Source organism: Burkholderia sp. KL41 (assembly GCF_057005415.2).
On the sequence record NZ_CM174446.1, the window covers coordinates 2,729,586 to 2,746,613 of the forward strand.

The following is a 17,028-nucleotide window of genomic DNA, read 5'->3' on the forward strand; positions in this document are numbered from 1 at the left end:
ATTCGTTCGGATGGAGTACTGCGGGCCGGGACATGACGGCGCACCCGGCGTGCCACTTTGGCAATGTCGGCATCACACCTTCAGGATGCGCTCGCCGCGTCCGATGCCTGAGCTGCCGGTGCGCACGGTCTCCAGGATCGCGCCCGCGTCCAGCCCCTGGATGAATGCGTCGAGCTTGTCGCTCGCGCCCGTCAATTCGATCGTGTAGGTCTTTTCGGTCACGTCGATGATGCGGCCGCGGAAAATGTCCGCCATCCGCTTCATTTCTTCGCGCTCCTTGCCCACTGCACGTACCTTGATCAGCATCAGCTCGCGTTCGATGTGTGCACCGTCGGTCAGGTCCACCACTTTCACCACCTCGATCAGGCGGTTCAGATGCTTCGTGATCTGTTCGATCACGTCGTCGGAGCCAATGGAAACGATGGTGAGCCGCGACAGCGATTGGTCTTCGGTCGGCGCCACCGTCAAGGTTTCGATGTTGTAGCCGCGTGCGGAAAACAGACCGACCACGCGCGACAGCGCGCCCGGTTCGTTCTCCAGCAGGACGGAAATGATGTGTCTCATGTTCGCTTCTTCCAGAATGTGTCCGTGTCGATTCACTCGCGCCGCGCGCCGCCGCGTGCCGCACCGCCCTTCGTGAAGGCGGCCGCTTCGGCCCAGGCGCGCGTCGCGCCGTTACAGGTCTTCCGATCCGAGCAGCATCTCGGTGATGCCCTTGCCGGCCTGTACCATCGGCCAGACGTTTTCGGTCGGATCGGTCTGGAAGTCGAGAAACACGGTGCGGTCCTTCAGGCGCAGCGCTTCCTTCAGCGCCGGCTCCACATCCGAAGTCTTTTCGATCCGCATGCCGACATGGCCGTACGCTTCGGCGAGCTTCACGAAGTCAGGCAGCGCATCCATGTACGAATGCGAATAGCGCTTGCTGTATTCGATCTGCTGCCACTGGCGAACCATGCCGAGATAGCGGTTGTTCAGCGAAATGATCTTCACGGGCGTGTCGTACTGCAGGCAGGTCGACAGCTCCTGGATGCACATCTGGATCGAGCCTTCGCCCGTGATGCACAGCACGTCGTCGTCCGGGTGCGCCATCTTGACGCCCATCGCTGCCGGCAGGCCGAAGCCCATCGTGCCGAGGCCGCCGGAATTGATCCAGCGACGCGGCTTGTTGAAACGGTAGAACTGCGCCGCCCACATCTGGTGCTGGCCGACGTCCGAGCACACGAACGCATTGCCGTCCGTCAGCTCCCACGCCTTCTCGACCACGTACTGCGGCTTGATGATCTCGCTTTCGCGGTCGTACTTCAGGCAGTCCTTCGAGCGCCAGCCCTCGATGTCCTTCCACCATTGCGCGAGGGCTTCGGTGTCGGGGCCATGCTCGGCCGTCTGCAGTTGCTCGATCAGCTCCTTCAGCACCTCCTTCACGTCGCCGACGATCGGGATGTCGACCTTCACGCGCTTCGAGATCGACGACGGGTCGATGTCGATGTGGATGATCTTGCGCGGACGCGACGCGAAGTGCGCCGGATCGCCGATCACGCGGTCGTCGAAGCGGGCACCGATCGCGATCAGCACGTCGCAGTGCTGCATCGCCATGTTCGCTTCGTAGGTGCCGTGCATGCCGAGCATGCCGAGGAATTTCTTGTCCGACGCGCGATAGCCGCCGAGGCCCATCAGCGTGTTCGTGACCGGGTAGCCGAGCAGGTCCGCGAACTGGTTCAGTTCGCGCGATGCGTCGGCGAGGATGATGCCGCCGCCCGTGTAGATGTACGGACGCTTCGCCGTCAGCAGCAGCGACACGGCCTTGCGGATCTGGCCCGAATGGCCCTTCGTGACCGGGTTGTACGAACGCAGCGACACGCTCTTGACGGGCTCGTACTGGCACGGCGTCTTCGAGATGTCCTTCGGGATGTCGATCAGCACGGGGCCCGGACGGCCGGTGCGGGCGATGTAGAACGCCTTCTTGACGGTTTCCGCGAGGTCGCGCACGTCCTTCACGAGGAAGTTGTGCTTCACGCACGGACGCGTGATGCCGACGGTGTCGCACTCCTGGAACGCATCCTGGCCGATCGCTGCCGTGGGCACCTGGCCGCTGATCACGACCATCGGGATCGAATCCATGTACGCCGTTGCGATGCCGGTCACCGCGTTGGTGACACCGGGGCCCGACGTCACGAGGCAGACGCCGACATTGCCGGTGGAACGCGCATACGCATCGGCTGCGTGCACGGCCGCCTGTTCGTGGCGCACCAGCACGTGCTGAATCTTGTCCTGCTTGTAAAGCTCGTCGTAGATGTAGAGTACCGAGCCGCCGGGGTAGCCCCAGATGAATTCGACGTTTTCATCGGCCAGTGCCTTCATGAGCACGGTACCGCCGATGGAGTCGCTATCGGGAGGGGAAAGGGGTTCCGACGTGGAGAATTCCGCGCTGGGCATGTTCATTTTGACCTTTCGAATTTTCGGCAAAAAATTGATCGGGTGCTCTCTGCCGGGCTTGTGGCTCGGGTTCAAGCGGCGCGTCCAGTTTGAAGGGCAGGCTTCTTGGGCCAGCCTCAAATGAGACCATCACTTCATGTTGCGAATCGTTGACGATAGCGGGTCGCGAATGGGTCGTCAAGCAAAATATCCCGCAGCGCATCATGGGCGCCGCCCGGCACCCCGCCGCCGCGGCTCGCGCGCAACGTGCGGCGCCCGCCCCGGTGCCAAGCGGCACGAAAATTTGATAGCATCCGCGGGTTTTACGAAATTTTTCGACCTTTTTCACCACGCAGCGGCCCGCAGCGCATACCTTCACGGAATGGCATCAGACAAGGAACTCGCCGACTTTCTGGCGGGCGTCGAAAGGCGCGCGTTCAAGCAGGCCGCGTACGCCGTGCGTGACGACGATGCGTCGCTCGACATCGTGCAGGACGCAATGATCAAGCTTGCGGAGAAGTACGGCGACCGGCCGGCCGCCGAGCTGCCGCTGCTTTTTCAGCGGATCCTGCAGAACGCGATCCACGACTGGTTCCGCCGGCAGAAGGTCCGCAACACGTGGGTCACGCTCTTCTCGTCGCTGAACAACACCGACGACGACGATTTCGACCCGCTCGAAACCCTCGAATCCGCGGACGACAACGCGGGCGTCGAAAGCAGCGAGCACCGCCTCGAACGAGAGCAGGTTCTGGCCCTGATCGACGAAGAAATCCAGAAACTTCCGGCGCGTCAACGGGAAGCGTTCCTGATGCGTTATTGGGAAGATATGGATGTCGCCGAGACTGCCGCCGCAATGGGGTGCTCCGAGGGCAGCGTCAAGACGCACTGCTCGCGAGCCACCCACACCCTGGCGCAAGCGCTCAAGGCCAAAGGAATCACGCTATGAGCTCCGCTCCCGCAAATCGAGAACACGAATTCGCGCTGAAGGTGCGCCGCGCGCTGGACGAGCGCGCGGCCGACCTGCCTGCCGCGACCACCGACCGACTGGCCGCCGCCCGCCGGGCTGCGCTCGCGCGCAAGAAGCCCGAAGCCGCGACCGTGCCGGTGTTCGTGCCGGCCTTCGCCGGCGCGGCCGGTGCGTACGGCACGGCGCCCGCGAGCCGCCCGCAGGCCGGCCGCCCGTACGCGTCGTTCGCGCGCCGCCTGCTGCGCGCGTGGCCGCTGGCGCTGCTGCTCGCGGGGCTCGTCGGCATCGCCTACTGGGAAGACATGCAGCGCACCGCCGAACTCGCCGACATCGACGCGGCGATGCTCAGCGACGACCTGCCGCTCAACGCGTACCTCGATCACGGGTTCAACGCGTATCTGTCGCGCGCGCACTAACAGACAATAACGAGGGGATCGCACGGGTGAGTCAGAAGCGCGGCCTGGCCGTATTTTTCGGATGCGTAATCGCGATCGCCGTTTCCTACGTCGCCACGTACCCACGATTCCACCCGGCCCCCGCGACGCCCACCGCCGCGGCCAACAGCCCTGCCGCGCCCGCGTCGGCCGCGACCGGGCTGACCACCGAACTCCCCCCGCTGCCCCTGCCGCTGCCGGCCGCGTCCGGCCCGCTGTCCTGGGCGCGCCTCACGCCGGCGCAACACGCGGCACTCGCGCCGTTCGCCGACCAGTGGGACGGCTTCAGCGACGCGCGCAAGCGAAAATGGCTGAAGATCGCATCGCGTTTCGCGAAGTTGACGCCCGATGATCAAAAGCGCCTGCAGGACCGGATGGCCGAATGGGCGCGGATGACGCCCGAGCAGCGCCGCGTCGCGCGCGAGAACTACCAGAGTGCGAAGGAGCTGTCCGCGCAGGCGCGCGAGCGGGCCTGGAAGGCGTACCAGCAACTCCCCGAGGAGCAGAAGGAACGTCTCGCGGCCGCCGAGCGCCGCCGCCGGCCGAGCGTCGTCAGCGCACCGCCGACCGTCGCCGACCGTGACGTCCGCCGCCTCGTCAATTCGCACGATCACGCCGCAAGCGGCGCAGCCACCGCGCCGGCGCCCGTCTCGGCCGCGGTCACGCCGCCGGTGCCCGCGTCGTCGACGGCCGGCACCGCATCCGCGCCGGCCGCCGTGGCACCGGTGTCGCCCGCCGACGCCCCCTCGCTGTTCAAGGGCTCCTGAGCGGCCGTGGCGAACGCCCGCGCCCCCGAAACCCCGGCCGCCGCGCCGTCCGTGCGGCGGCGTCTCGCCGCGCTGCTCTACGAAGGCGTGCTGCTGTTCGGCGTGGTGTTCTTCGCCGGGCTCGCGTTCAGCCTCGCGACGCAGCAGCGCAACGGCCTCGTCCATCACAACCTGCTCGCCGCCTGGATCGCGCTCGTGGTCGGCGCGTACTTCGTCTGGTTCTGGACCCACGGCGGCCAGACGCTGCCGATGAAGACGTGGCGGCTGCGGCTCGAATCGTCGAGCGGCCGGCCGCTGAGCGCGGGCCACGCGCTCGTCCGCTATGCGCTCGGCTGGCTGTGGTTCCTGCCGCCGCTCGCGCTGCACCCGCTCCTCGGCCTGTCGGTACCCGTCACGCTCGCGCTCACCGCCGCGTGGATCGTCGTGTGGGCCGGCGCGGCCCGGCTGCATGCCGGCCGCCAGTTTCCGCACGACCGGATCGCACGCACGCGCGTCGTCGCCATGCCGCGTTGACGCGTTGAAGCGTTGAAGCGCTGACGCACCGCATTCACCAGACGAAAGCACGTCGCCGAGGCACCTCCCCGCCCGGCCCGACAGCCTTGCCGGACAAGCGCCGGACGTTCCGTACGGCAGGTCACACAACGTCCCGACATTCACTGCTAAACACCTTGCAGCGGTCGTAATAAGAACGTCTCGTGACTGTCACGGCACAGTCACGCCCGCATGGCGGAATGCCGGTAATGTCAACCGGCGCGAGTCATGCATGGGCCAGAAAACGTCTGCGACCTCCCTGTTCCGTCACCCTCTCGGCGCCCGCGCCGCCACCGCCTTCCTGTCCGGTTCCGCCGCAACCGACGGGCTGGTGTCGCAAGAACCGCCTGCCGGTCACGCCACGCAGCATGACGACCCCGACTCGTCCGCGCATCGCTACCGCACCATCTGGCTGTCCGACATCCACCTCGGTTCGAGCGGCTGCCAGGCGCCGTACCTGCTCGACTTCCTGCGCCACAACGATTCGGAGTACCTGTACCTCGTCGGCGACATCATCGACGGCTGGCAACTGAAAAAGGGCTGGTACTGGCCGCAGGCACACAACGACGTCGTGCAGAAGATCCTGCGCAAGGCACGCAAGGGGACGCAGGTCGTCTACATCCCGGGCAACCACGACGAAGGCGCGCGGCAGTTCTGCGACCTCGCGTTCGGCGACATCCAGGTGCGCGGCGAGGCGTTCCACACGACGCTCGCAGGCAAACGTTTGTGGATCGTGCACGGCGACCTGTTCGACGGCGTGATCCAGCACGCGAAATGGCTCGCGTACCTCGGCGACACGCTCTACACGCTGATCCTCGTGCTGAACCGCTGGTTCAACCGGATCCGCAGCCGGCTCGGCTTCCAGTACTGGTCGCTGTCGCAGTACCTGAAGCACCAGGTCAAGAACGCCGTCAACTTCATCTCGCAGTTCGAGACCGTGATGACCGACGAGGCGCGCCGCCGCGGCTGCGACGGCGTCGTGTGCGGGCACATCCACAAGGCGGAGATCCGCGACATCGACGGCGTGCTGTACTGCAACGACGGCGACTGGGTCGAGAGCCTGTCCGCACTCGTCGAAACGATGGAAGGCGAACTGAAGATCGTCTACTGGACGGTGATGCGCACCGCACCGTCGGAAACCACGTCGCGCAAGGCCAAGGCCACTGCCTGACACAACCGCACCTACAGGACATTGCCGCGATGAAGATCATGATCGTCACCGACGCGTGGGAACCGCAGGTCAACGGCGTCGTGCGCACGCTGAAGAGCACGTCGCGCGAGCTCACCGCGCTCGGCCACCGCGTCGAACTGCTGACGCCGCTGGAATTCCGCACGGTGCCCTGCCCGACCTACCCCGAGATCCGCCTGTCGATCCTGCCGTACCGCAAGCTGCGCGCGCGGATCGACGCGTTCGCCCCCGACGCGCTGCACATCGCGACCGAAGGCCCGCTCGGCCTCGCCGCGCGGCGCTATGCACGTTCGCGCAAGCTGCCGTACACGACCGCGTATCACACGCGCTTTCCGGAGTACGTGCAGGCGCGCTTCGGCATCCCGCTCGCGGCGACCTACCGCTTCCTGCACTGGTTCCATGGCCCGTCGCTCGCGGTGATGGCGCCGACGCCGGTCGTCAAGCAGGATCTCGAGAAATTCGGCTTCACGAACGTCGTGCTGTGGACCCGCGGCGTCGACCTCGACGTGTTCCGGCCGATGGAATCGAAGGTGCTCAATACCGCGCGGCCGATCTTCCTCTATGTCGGCCGCGTCGCGATCGAGAAGAACGTCGAGGCGTTCCTGCGCCTCGACCTGCCCGGCTCGAAATGGGTCGCGGGCGAAGGTCCCGCGCTCGCGGAGCTGAAGTCGCGTTATCCGGAGGCAAACTATCTCGGCGTGCTGTCACAGGCCGAGCTCGCGAAGGTGTATGCTGCGGCCGACGTGTTCGTGTTCCCGAGTCGCACCGACACGTTCGGCCTCGTGCTGCTCGAGGCGCTCGCCTGCGGCACGCCGGTTGCCGCGTATCCCGTGACGGGCCCGATCGACGTGCTCGGCGAAGGCGACGCCGGCGCGATGCACGAGGACCTGCAGGAAGCCTGCCTCGAAGCGCTGAAGATCGAACGCGCGACTGCGCGCGCATGGGCCGAACGCTTTTCGTGGCGCGCGGCGTCCGAGCAGTTCGCGTCGCATCTGAAGCCGCTGCCGAAGACCGCGTACTCGCCAGCAGAAGGTGCCGCCGTTTGAAACGAGACCTGAACGACAAGTCCCCGCCCCCCGACGCCACGCCGCAACGGCACCGTCCGTTCGACGAGGATGAGCCGCATGCCGATGCAGACGTGCATGCGCACGAGCCGCTCGGCCCCGACGATCGGCTGACGCCGCTGCCGCCGAACCCGTACAAGCGCCACCGCGGCATCACGCGCGCCTGGTATGCGCTCAAGCATTCGCTGAACGGCTTTCGCGTCGCGATCCGCGAGGAGAGCGCGTTTCGCCAGGAACTCACGCTCGCCGCGCTGATGCTCCCGATCGGCGCGTTTGCGCCGGTGCCGGCCGCCTCGCGCGCGCTGCTGATCGCGTCGGTGCTGCTCGTGCTGATCGTCGAGCTGCTGAACTCGAGCGTCGAGGCCGCGATCGACCGCATCTCGCTCGAACGCCACGAACTCTCCAAGCGTGCGAAGGACCTCGGCAGCGCGGCCGTGACGGTCGCGCTGTTCGCGTGCGTGACGACGTGGGGCTTCGTGCTCGGCCCGGTCGTCGCACACTGGCTGGGCTTCTAGACGAGCGCCGGGCACACGCGCCGCGCACCGCCCGCGTGCGGCGCTGCACCATGCGCCGTGCGGGGCCGCGCACACGAAATGCGCCCGATGTGGCGAAACCCCGGTTTATAATCGTCCGCTAGACATAGAACAGCAACCCGCGCCGGACGAATCACGCAGCATCGATTGCAGCGCCCGCCAGTCCGGCACACACAGGGCCGGACGACATGGAAGCGAAACCTCCCCGCCGCACCCGCGAACGGATTCTCGAGTTGTCGTTGAAACTCTTCAACGAGATCGGCGAGCCGAACGTCACGACCACGACGATCGCCGAGGAAATGGAAATCAGTCCAGGCAACCTGTACTACCATTTCCGCAACAAGGACGACATCATCAACAGCATCTTCGCGCAGTTCGAGCAGCAGATCGAACGGCGGCTGCGCTTTCCCGAAGATCACCGTCCGACGATCGACGAAACTTGGTCGTACCTGCAGTACATGGCCGATTTCATGTGGACCTACCGGTTCCTGTATCGCGACCTCAACGACCTGCTCGCGCGCAATCGCACGCTCGAGACGCACTTCAAGCAGATCATCAGCCACAAGGTGCGCTTCGCGCGCGACATGTGCGAGCTGCTCGTGTCCGACGCCGAGATGGTCGCGACACCCGCCGAGATCGAGGTCATCGCCACCAACATGGCCGTCATTTCGACGTACTGGCTGTCGTATCAGTACGTGATGCATCCGCGCAAGTACAACGACCAGGACGCGATCCGCGAGGAACTGCACCAGGTCAGCATGCACGTGATCTCCGTGATGGCACCGTACCTGCGCGGCCGTTCACGCCAGCTGTTCGACGACCTGGTCTCCGGCAAGCTGCCGAAGCGCCAGTTCACCGACTACCTGCCGCCGCGCGACGGCTCGCCGCGCCCGGCAGACAGCCCCGTCGTCACCGGGCAGGCCCCTGCCAAGGATTCCAAGCAATGAAGGCAGTCTGTGTTTACTGCGGCTCGTCGTCCGGCGTCCGGCCCATCTATGCCGACGCCGCGCGCGCATTCGGCCGCGCGCTCGTCGATGCGGGCCTCACGCTCGTCTACGGCGGCGGCCGCGTCGGCCTGATGGGCGTGATCGCCGACGAAGTGATGGCGGCCGGCGGCCGTGCGGTCGGCGTGATCCCCGAATTGCTCGTCGACAAGGAAGTCGGCCATACGGGGCTGTCGGAACTGCACGTCGTGCCCGACATGCACCACCGCAAGAAAATGATGGCCGACCTCTCCGACGCGTTCGTCGCGATGCCCGGCGGCGCCGGCACGCTCGAAGAGCTCTTCGAGGTCTACACGTGGGCGCAGCTCGGCTATCACCGCAAACCCGTCGCGGTCTACAACATCGATTCGTTCTACGATCCGTTGATCGCGCTGCTGCGCCATACGGTCGACGAAGGCTTCATGCGTCCGGCCTATTTCGACGCGCTGTGCGTCGAATCCGATCCCGTCGAACTGATCGAGCGACTCCGTCGCTACCAGCCGCCCACCCGCGACAAGTGGGCGCCCGACGCAGCCAAGTAACCGTCACCGGAACCCGCACGCGATGACCGCACCGTCCGACCGCAAGGCCGTCCTCATCACCGGCGCGAGCCGTGGCATCGGCCGCGCGACCGCCGTGCTCGCGGCCGGGCGCGGCTGGGACGTCGGCATCAACTACGCACGCGACGCAGCGGCGGCCGAACTCACCGCGCAGGCCGTCCGCGACGCGGGCGGCCGTGCATGCGTCGTCGCGGGCGACGTCGCGAACGAAGCCGACGTCGTCGCGATGTTCGACACCGTCACGGCCGCATTCGGTCGCTTCGACGCGCTCGTCAACAACGCGGGCATCGTCGCGCCGTCGATGCCGCTCGCCGACATGCCGGCCGACCGGCTGCGGCGGATGTTCGACACCAACGTGCTCGGCGCGTACCTGTGCGCGCGCGAAGCGGCGCGCCGGCTGTCCACCGACCGTGGCGGTCGCGGCGGCGCGATCGTCAACGTATCGTCGATCGCCTCCCGGCTCGGCTCGCCGAACGAATACGTCGACTACGCGGGCTCGAAGGGCGCGGTCGATTCGCTGACGATCGGTCTTGCGAAGGAACTCGGCCCGCACGGCGTGCGCGTCAACGCGGTACGCCCCGGCCTGATCGAGACCGAAATTCACGCGAGCGGCGGCCAGCCGGGCCGTGCGGCCCGCCTCGGCGCAACGACGCCGCTCGGCCGCGCGGGCGAAGCGCAGGAGATCGCCGAAGCGATCGTCTGGCTGCTTGGCGACGCGGCGTCCTACACGACGGGTGCCCTGCTCGACGTCGGCGGCGGCCGGTAATGTCGTACTGCGGCGCAGCAAAAACCGCCGCCCGAGACGATCAGTCGTCACGACACCACAAATCTCCACAATTCCGTGACGCTACGAGTAAACTCTCGTAATAATTCCGTGGTCTACTAGCGGGCATTCAGACAGGCCTCATCAACATCTGTCCGTTACCCCTTGATGTGGCCCTAATCGGTCCTGCCCATGTCGCCGGACCGGCTCGACTCGACCCGAGATCTTTTCCATGCCCGGAACCGCAGCGCCCAGCCGGCGACGCACGTCTGTGCCCGCCCCGGCTCAGCACACCCGCTCGACCGCCGACACCGACCTCACTGCGACGCTCGACGTCGCCGGCACGCCCGACGCCGCCTCGACCGTCGCAACCAGCCCCACGCACGAGCGCTCGCTCCTGCTCGGCTGGCGCGCATGGCTGTTCGTCGCCGCACTGATCTGCGCGTATGTGCTCCCGGGCGTCCTCGGTCACGATCCCTGGAAACAGGACGAAACCTACACGTTCGGCATCATCCAGCACATGCTCGAGACCGGCGACTTCGTCGTGCCGACCAATGCCGGCCTGCCGTTCATGGAAAAGCCGCCGCTTTACGCGTGGGTCGCGACCAGCCTCGCATGGTTGCTGCAACGCGTGATGCCGCTGCACGACGCGGCGCGACTCGCGAGCGCGCTGTTCGCCGCGCTCGCGTTCGGCTTCATCGCGCGCACGGCGCGCGTCGCCAGCCGCGCGGACACCTGGTTCGACCTGCGCGTGATCGGTCCCGTCGTGTTGAGCGCGGGCACGCTCGTCGTCATCAAGCACGTGCACGACATGATGACCGACGTCGCGCTGTTCGCCGGCACGGCAATCGGCTTTAGCGGGCTGCTCGAACTCGTGATGCAGCACGTCGCGCGCGCGCAGCAGATGCGCCACGGGCTGCCGGTCCGACCGTCGGGCCGCTGGGCCGCACCGATCTTCGGCGCGGGCGTCGGCATTGCGCTGATGGCGAAGGGGCTGTTCGTGCCGCTCGTGTTCGCGGCCTCGCTCGTCGGCGCGCTGGTGCTCTATCCGGCCTGCCGCACCCGCTCGTTCGCGCGCTCGCTCGGCATCGCCGCGCTCGTGTTCGCGCCGTTCGCGCTCATCTGGCCGACCGCGCTATTCATGCGCTCCGAGACGCTGTTCATGACGTGGTTCTGGGATAACAACGTCGGCCGTTTCTTCGGCTTCTCCGTCCCCGAACTGGGCGCGGAAAACGACAAGCCGTTCTTCATCCTCCGCGCGTTCCTGCTCGTCGGCTTCCCGGTCGCGCCGCTCGCGATCGTCGCGCTCGCGCGCGGCGTGTGGCGCGACTGGCGGACGCCGCGCGTCGCACTGCCCGTCTTGTTTACCGGCATCGGTCTCGCCGTGCTGCAAGTGTCCGCGACGTCGCGCCAGCTCTACATCCTGCCGTTCTTCGGGCCGCTCGCGCTGGTCGCCGCGCAGGCCATCGAACGCCTGCCGCGCCGGCTGCATCTCGCGTGGGATTACCTGAGCCGCATCCTGTTCGGCACGGCCGTGGCGCTCGCCTGGGCAATCTGGGCGGTGATGGCCGATCCGGCCGCGTCGCACGCGGATCTGGCGCCGCTCGGCCGCTGGCTGCCGCTCGACTGGACGATGCCGATCGAACCCGCGCTCGTGACCGGCGCGCTCGTGCTGACGGTCGGCTGGCTCACGCTGCTGCCGAAACTGCGCGCGACGGGCCTCTGGCGCGGCGCACTGTCGTGGGGCGCCGGCGCGCTCGTCGCATGGGGGCTCATCTACACGCTGCTCCTGCCGTGGCTCGACGTCGCGAAGAGCTACCGCTCGGTGTTCGACGACCTGAACGCGCATCTCGCGCTCGAATGGAACGACGGCGACTGCATGGCGAGCCTGCACGGGCTCGGCGAATCGGAAGCGCCGATGCTGTACTACTTCTCCGGCATCCAGCACACGCCGATCGACGACGCGAAAACGACGCGCTGCACCTGGATGATCGTCCAGGGTGTGCGGGCCGTCGATCCGGCGCCGGGCAGCGAATGGAAATTGTTCTGGTCGGGCGCGCGCCCGGGCGACAACGACGAACTGCTGCGCGTGTACGTGCGCACGCCCGAGCAGCACCTGCAGTGACGGATGACGGCACGGCGCACCGTCGTGCGTCCCCTCGTGCCATGCGTGGAACGGCGAACACCGCCGCCTGACACGCGAACAGCCGCCGGGAAACGCGCGCCGCCGACCGGCGCGCCCGGCTGACACGGTGGCCGCGCGACGCCGCGGGGCTGCCCCCTCCCCTTATCGCGCGATTGCGCGGATCTTCAGAACGACGAACCGGGCTCACGAAGAAATGCCGTCTCCTCGTCGCTCGACTCGCGTCCGAGAATCGCGTTCCGGTGCGGAAAGCGGCCGAAGCGCTCGACGACCGCCGCATGCAGCAACGCGAAGCGGTGATAGCTTTCGCACCCTGCCTCGTCGCGAATGCCCGCGCACAGGCGCACGGCCTCGCGCTGGCTCTCGACCGACTCGTCGTGCTCGAACGGCAGATACGCAAACGCGCGGTGATGTCCGCTCGGCAACTGCGCGTCCCAGCCGGCCGCGACCACGCGGCGTGCAAGCGCGAGCGCCTTCGGGTCGGCGGCAAACGCGCGCGGCGTACCGCGATGGATGTTGCGCGAGAACTGGTCGAGCACGACGATCAACGCAAGTGCACCCGGCGGCGAGCCGGCCCAGTGATCGCATCCGCCGTCGCACGCAGCGTCGAGCAAGGCGCCATAGCGTGTGCGCAGCACGTCGTCGAACGCCGCCCCGCCGTTGAACCAGACCTTGCGCGCCTGCCCGAATTCGGCCGAGCCCGGCTCGCCGAACCAGAAATCCAGGATCTCCCGCGCATGTGGATCAAGCGCCGTCGCGCCTGCGTGGGTGGTGTCGATCGTCATGCAAACTCCAGGACGAGGCGCCGGGTGCGCGCGCTCTTCTTTTCCAGTTTCGCGATTCGCAGCTCGCCGATTTCGGCCGTGTTGCGCACATGCGTGCCCCCGCACGGCTGCAGGTCGACATGCTCGATGCGCAGCAGCCGCACCCGGCCGAGGCCCATCGGCGGCTTCACGCTCATCGTGCGCACGAGGTCCGGCCGCCCGGCCATCTCGTCGTCGGTGATCCACTCGGTCGTGACCGGGTGCGCGCCGACCACCAGGCCGGCGAGGCGCCGCTCGACATCGTCGCGGTCGATCGGGTCGGACGTCGCGAAATAGAGGCGGACATAGTCGGCCGTCACGCTGCAGCCGTCGACCGCGTACGGCAGCACCGCGCACATCAGGTGCGCGGCCGTATGCAGGCGCATGTGGCGGTAGCGGCGCAGCCAGTCGATCTCCGCGGCGACGCGCGTGCCGGGCACGAGCGCCGCGACACGCGCCTCCTGCCCCGGTGCGGGCACGTGCACGGCATCGTCGGGGGTCGCGCCGTCGAACTTCGCCTTGCGCGTATCGGCGATCGCGATCGTGCTGCCGTCGGGCAGCGTCAGCGTGCCGGTGTCACCGGCCTGGCCGCCGCCGAGCGGATAGAACACGGTGCGGTCGAGCCGGATGCCGTCTTCACCGACGGCCAGAACGACCGCGTCGCATTGCGTGAGGTACGCGTCTTCGCGAAACAGCGCTTGTGTCGTCATCGGGCAAACCTCGTATCGATTGGGAGAAGCGGCCAGTGTCGCGCCACGCGGTGCGCGCGCCCAGACGCAAATCGCCCGCGCGCGTGCAGCGGCGTACCGGTCGGTCAACCGGGCCGGTTGCGCATCCAGTCGGCCGTATCGTAGAACGAATGCATGAGCCGCTCGCGCAGCGGTTCGGGCAATCCGACATCCTCCATCGCCCACGCCATGCAGCGCAGCCACTGATCGCGCTCGACCGACGCGATCGGGAACGGCAGGTGCCGCGCGCGCAGCCGCGGATGGCCAAACCGGCTGATGTAGTGGTCGGGGCCGCCGAGCCACCCGCACAGGAACCAGAACAGCTTGTCGCGCGAACCGTCGAGCGACGCCGGGTGCAGCGCGCGAATCTGCGCGAACTCGGGCTCCAGGTCCATCAGGTCGTAAAAGCGGTCCACCATTTCGCGCACGCGGGCTTCACCGCCCACGAGTTCGAACGCCGTCGGCTGCGACGGCGCATCGTCATTCACATCGGTCATACGGATAGTCGGAAAACGGGATCTTCGGGGCCGCCGGCGACGCTCATGCGTCGCGCAGCGACTGCAGCGCGGGGCGCCGCAGCACATTATGCAGGCTCAGCCAGCCGGCCGCACCGGCACACGCGACGCCGGCCGCGATACCGGCCGGCACGAGCCACGGATCGACGGCGAGCTGGAAGTCGAACACGCGCGACGCGAGCACCCAGCCGACCGCGATCGCGCCCGCCGAAGCCAGCGCGCCGGCCAGCGCGCCGACCACGATGAATTCCGCGCGCTGCACCGCATTGACCTGCGCCCGCGATGCGCCCAGCGCGCGCAGCAGCGCAGCCTCGCGCACCCGCTCGTCGCGCGTGCCGGCCAGCGCCGTGTAGAGCACGAGCACACCGGCCGCGAGCGTGAACGCGAACAGGAACTGCACCGCACCGACCACCTGCAGCATCATCCGCTGCAACTGCGCGAGGATCGGCGCGACGTCGATCGCGGTCAGGTTCGGGTAGCGCGCGATCAGCGGATCGAGCAGCGCGGCGTCCGAGGCCGGCAGATGGAAGCTCGTCAGGTACACGGCCGGGAAATCCTTCAGCACCGGCGGCGGCATCAGCACGAAGAAATTGACGCGGAACGAGCCCCAGTCGAGCTTGCGCACGCTCGTGATCGGCGCGTCGACCGTCAGCCCCGTCACGTCGAAGCGCAGCACGTCGCCCGGCTTCACGTTCAGCGTCTTCGCGAGGCCGGCCTCGATCGAGATCTGCGGCGTGGCCGCGGTGCCGAACCAGTCGCCTTCGACGATCCGGTTGTCGGACGGCAGCTCGGTCGTATAAGACAGGTTGAACTCGCGGTCGACGAGCCGGCGGGCCTCGTCGGACGGGTAGGCATCCGGATTCACCGGCTTGCCGTTGATCGCGACGAGACGGCCGCGCACCATCGGCGCGGGCACCGCGTCGCGCACGCCGTGCGCGGTCAGATACGCCGCGACGTCGGCACGCTGGTCGGGCTGGATGTCGATCAGGAACTGGTTCGGCGCATCGGGCGGCGTCGACTGCCGCCAGCCCGCAACGAGGTCGTTGCGCGTGATCGCGATCAATAGCAGGCACATCAGGCCGAGCGCCAGCGCGGTGATCTGCAGCGCGCTGGCCGTGCCGCGCCGGTGCAGCGACGCGAGCGCGTAACGCCAGCCGACGCCCGCGGCCACACGCGCGTTGCGCACCGCCCGCGCGGCGGCGAACAGCACGAGCCGCGCGATCAGCGCAAAACCGACCAGCGCGCCGGCGAAACCGCCCGCGACGATCAGCCCGAGCTTCAGGTTGCCGGCGGCCACGATCAGCAGCCCCGCGAACAGCACGACGCCGATCGCATACGCGGCCCACGCGGTGCGCGACGCGTCGCCCCACTCGCGCCGCAGCACGCGCACCGGCGGCACGCGCGTGAGCGGCACGAGCGGCGGCAGCGCGAAGCCGAGCAGCAGCACGAGCGCGGCGCCCACGCCGATCAGCGCCGGCCACGGCGTGGGCGGCGGCAGCACCACGTCGATCAGTCCGCCGAGCGCGGCCAGCAACGCCCAGTGACCGCCGTAGCCAAGCACCGCGCCTGCGGCGCCGGATACGATGCCGATGCCGGCGAATTCGAGCGCGAACAACGCGCCGAGCGTGCGGCGGCTCACGCCGAGGCAGCGCATCGTCGCGCAGCCGTCAAGGTGGCGCCGCATGTAGCGCTGCGCGGCCATCGCGATCGCGACCGCCGCGAGCAGCGCGGTGAGCAGCGCGACGAGCGTCAGGAAGTGGCGCGCGCGATCCAGCGTCTGCCGCACCTGCGGCTGGCCTTCCTGCAGCGACTCGAGACCGGCACCGCGCAGCTTCCCGCCGTCGACGCGTGCGTGCGCATACGCTTCGAAGCGCGCGACGGCCTGCTGGTCGCCGGCGACCAGCAGCCGGTACGTGACCCGGCTGCCGTAGCCCGTGAGCCCCGTCGCGGCGAGTTCGTCCGCGCGCATCATCAGCCGCGGCGAAAAATTGACGAACGAAAACCCGCGATCGAGTTCGCGGGAGATCGATGCGGCGACCTTGAACGTGCGCAACCCGACGCGCACCGTATCGCCCGCCTTCAGGTGCAGCGCATCGAGCAGCGCCGGATCGGCCCATACGGTACCCGGCGCGGGAATCCCGGCCGCCTTCTGCGAGGCGGAGGCACCGGCCGGCAGGATCTCGACCGCGCCGCGCAACGGATATCCGGGCGACACGGCCTTCACGGCCGCGAGGCGCGACGGCGCCGCGTCGGACGCCTGCCCGCCCGTGGCGGACGCGATCATGCTCGGGAAGATCGCGGTCGTCGCGGTACGCAGGCCGAGCGCGCGGGCCTGCCGGTCGAACGACGGATCGACGGGGCGATCGGCCCGCACGACGAAATCGGCGCCGAGCATCTGGCGCGCATCGCGCTCGAGCCCCTGGCGCAGCCGGTCGGCGAGGAAACCGACGCTCGTCAGCGCCGCGACCGCGAGTACCAGTGCAAGGACGAGCAGCGTCAGCTCACCCGCGCGCCAGTCGCGCGCGGTCATGCGGGCGGCCTGGCGGATCAGGTCGCGCAGGCCGAAGCGGCCGGCATGCGCACGCATCTCATGGCCGGGTTGCCCGGCGGGCGGCTGCGCCGCGTGTTGCCGCCCC

The 17,028-nt window shown here is 68.1% G+C and carries 17 protein-coding genes; 11 read left to right on the forward strand and 6 right to left on the reverse strand.

Going from position 1 to position 17,028, the window contains the following annotated elements; genetic code table 11:
* Positions 1–72 precede the first annotated feature (72 nt).
* Together ilvN and PQB87_RS12815 are read right to left on the reverse strand one after the other, a co-directional pair.
* Complete coding sequence (gene ilvN / locus PQB87_RS12810; RefSeq protein ID WP_011352712.1) at positions 73–564, reverse strand: acetolactate synthase small subunit; 492 nt, start codon at positions 562–564, stop codon at positions 73–75.
* A 111-nt stretch (positions 565–675) separates the two neighbouring features.
* Complete coding sequence (locus PQB87_RS12815) at positions 676–2,439, reverse strand: acetolactate synthase 3 catalytic subunit (RefSeq protein WP_043188873.1); 1,764 nt, start codon at positions 2,437–2,439, stop codon at positions 676–678.
* 355 nt (positions 2,440–2,794) lie between these two features.
* Between PQB87_RS12815 and PQB87_RS12820 the strand changes: the two genes are divergently transcribed.
* The 11 genes from PQB87_RS12820 to PQB87_RS12870 all read left to right on the forward strand — a co-directional run bounded on the left by PQB87_RS12820 (position 2,795) and on the right by PQB87_RS12870 (position 12,328).
* Positions 2,795–3,358 (forward strand): RNA polymerase sigma factor, encoded by a 564-nt coding sequence (locus tag PQB87_RS12820; RefSeq protein ID WP_021162797.1) that lies wholly within the window; start codon positions 2,795–2,797, stop codon positions 3,356–3,358.
* Positions 3,355–3,795 carry a DUF3619 family protein gene (locus tag PQB87_RS12825; RefSeq protein ID WP_059492618.1) on the forward strand — a complete coding sequence of 147 codons (441 nt, stop codon included), beginning with the start codon at positions 3,355–3,357 and terminating at the stop codon, positions 3,793–3,795. The genes PQB87_RS12820 and PQB87_RS12825 overlap by 4 nt, the downstream gene beginning before the upstream one ends.
* 26 nt (positions 3,796–3,821) lie before the next feature.
* Positions 3,822–4,580, forward strand: coding sequence for a DUF3106 domain-containing protein (locus PQB87_RS12830; protein WP_060063561.1), 759 nt, complete (start codon positions 3,822–3,824; stop codon positions 4,578–4,580).
* Positions 4,581–4,586: 6 nt separating this feature from the next.
* On the forward strand, positions 4,587–5,093 hold the full coding sequence (locus PQB87_RS12835) for an RDD family protein (RefSeq protein WP_059688493.1): 507 nt from the start codon (positions 4,587–4,589) through the stop codon (positions 5,091–5,093).
* A 250-nt stretch (positions 5,094–5,343) separates the two neighbouring features.
* Entirely contained in the window at positions 5,344–6,282 is a 939-nt protein-coding gene (locus PQB87_RS12840; protein WP_060063557.1) for a UDP-2,3-diacylglucosamine diphosphatase, read from the forward strand.
* Positions 6,283–6,311: 29 nt separating this feature from the next.
* Positions 6,312–7,346: a glycosyltransferase family 4 protein gene (locus tag PQB87_RS12845; RefSeq protein ID WP_027786855.1), complete on the forward strand. Its 1,035-nt coding sequence runs from the start codon at positions 6,312–6,314 to the stop codon at positions 7,344–7,346.
* On the forward strand, positions 7,343–7,879 hold the full coding sequence (locus tag PQB87_RS12850) for a diacylglycerol kinase (protein WP_111942582.1): 537 nt from the start codon (positions 7,343–7,345) through the stop codon (positions 7,877–7,879). Before PQB87_RS12845 ends, PQB87_RS12850 begins: the two co-directional genes overlap by 4 nt.
* A 206-nt stretch (positions 7,880–8,085) precedes the next feature.
* Entirely contained in the window at positions 8,086–8,844 is a 759-nt protein-coding gene (locus PQB87_RS12855; protein WP_021161119.1) for a TetR/AcrR family transcriptional regulator, read from the forward strand.
* A complete protein-coding gene (locus tag PQB87_RS12860) occupies positions 8,841–9,422 on the forward strand; it encodes an LOG family protein (protein WP_059688491.1) in 582 nt (193 codons plus the stop codon). Before PQB87_RS12855 ends, PQB87_RS12860 begins: the two co-directional genes overlap by 4 nt.
* Positions 9,423–9,444: 22 nt before the next feature.
* On the forward strand, positions 9,445–10,206 hold the full coding sequence (locus PQB87_RS12865; protein WP_027786852.1) for an SDR family oxidoreductase: 762 nt from the start codon (positions 9,445–9,447) through the stop codon (positions 10,204–10,206).
* A gap of 229 nt (positions 10,207–10,435) precedes the next feature.
* A complete protein-coding gene (locus PQB87_RS12870; protein WP_233345368.1) occupies positions 10,436–12,328 on the forward strand; it encodes an ArnT family glycosyltransferase in 1,893 nt (630 codons plus the stop codon).
* A 185-nt stretch (positions 12,329–12,513) separates the two neighbouring features.
* Here PQB87_RS12870 and PQB87_RS12875 read toward each other — a convergent pair whose 3' ends face one another.
* From PQB87_RS12875 to PQB87_RS12890, 4 genes are all read right to left on the reverse strand, one after another.
* A complete protein-coding gene (locus PQB87_RS12875) occupies positions 12,514–13,131 on the reverse strand; it encodes a DUF924 family protein (protein ID WP_059688489.1) in 618 nt (205 codons plus the stop codon).
* Positions 13,128–13,859 carry an alanyl-tRNA editing protein gene (locus PQB87_RS12880; RefSeq protein WP_489242009.1) on the reverse strand — a complete coding sequence of 244 codons (732 nt, stop codon included), beginning with the start codon at positions 13,857–13,859 and terminating at the stop codon, positions 13,128–13,130. The genes PQB87_RS12875 and PQB87_RS12880 overlap by 4 nt, the downstream gene beginning before the upstream one ends.
* Positions 13,860–13,963: 104 nt before the next feature.
* Positions 13,964–14,374: a group II truncated hemoglobin gene (locus PQB87_RS12885; protein ID WP_006398765.1), complete on the reverse strand. Its 411-nt coding sequence runs from the start codon at positions 14,372–14,374 to the stop codon at positions 13,964–13,966.
* Between the two features lie 43 nt (positions 14,375–14,417).
* Positions 14,418–16,979, reverse strand: coding sequence for an ABC transporter permease (locus PQB87_RS12890; RefSeq protein WP_059688515.1), 2,562 nt, complete (start codon positions 16,977–16,979; stop codon positions 14,418–14,420).
* Positions 16,980–17,028: the final 49 nt, after the last annotated feature.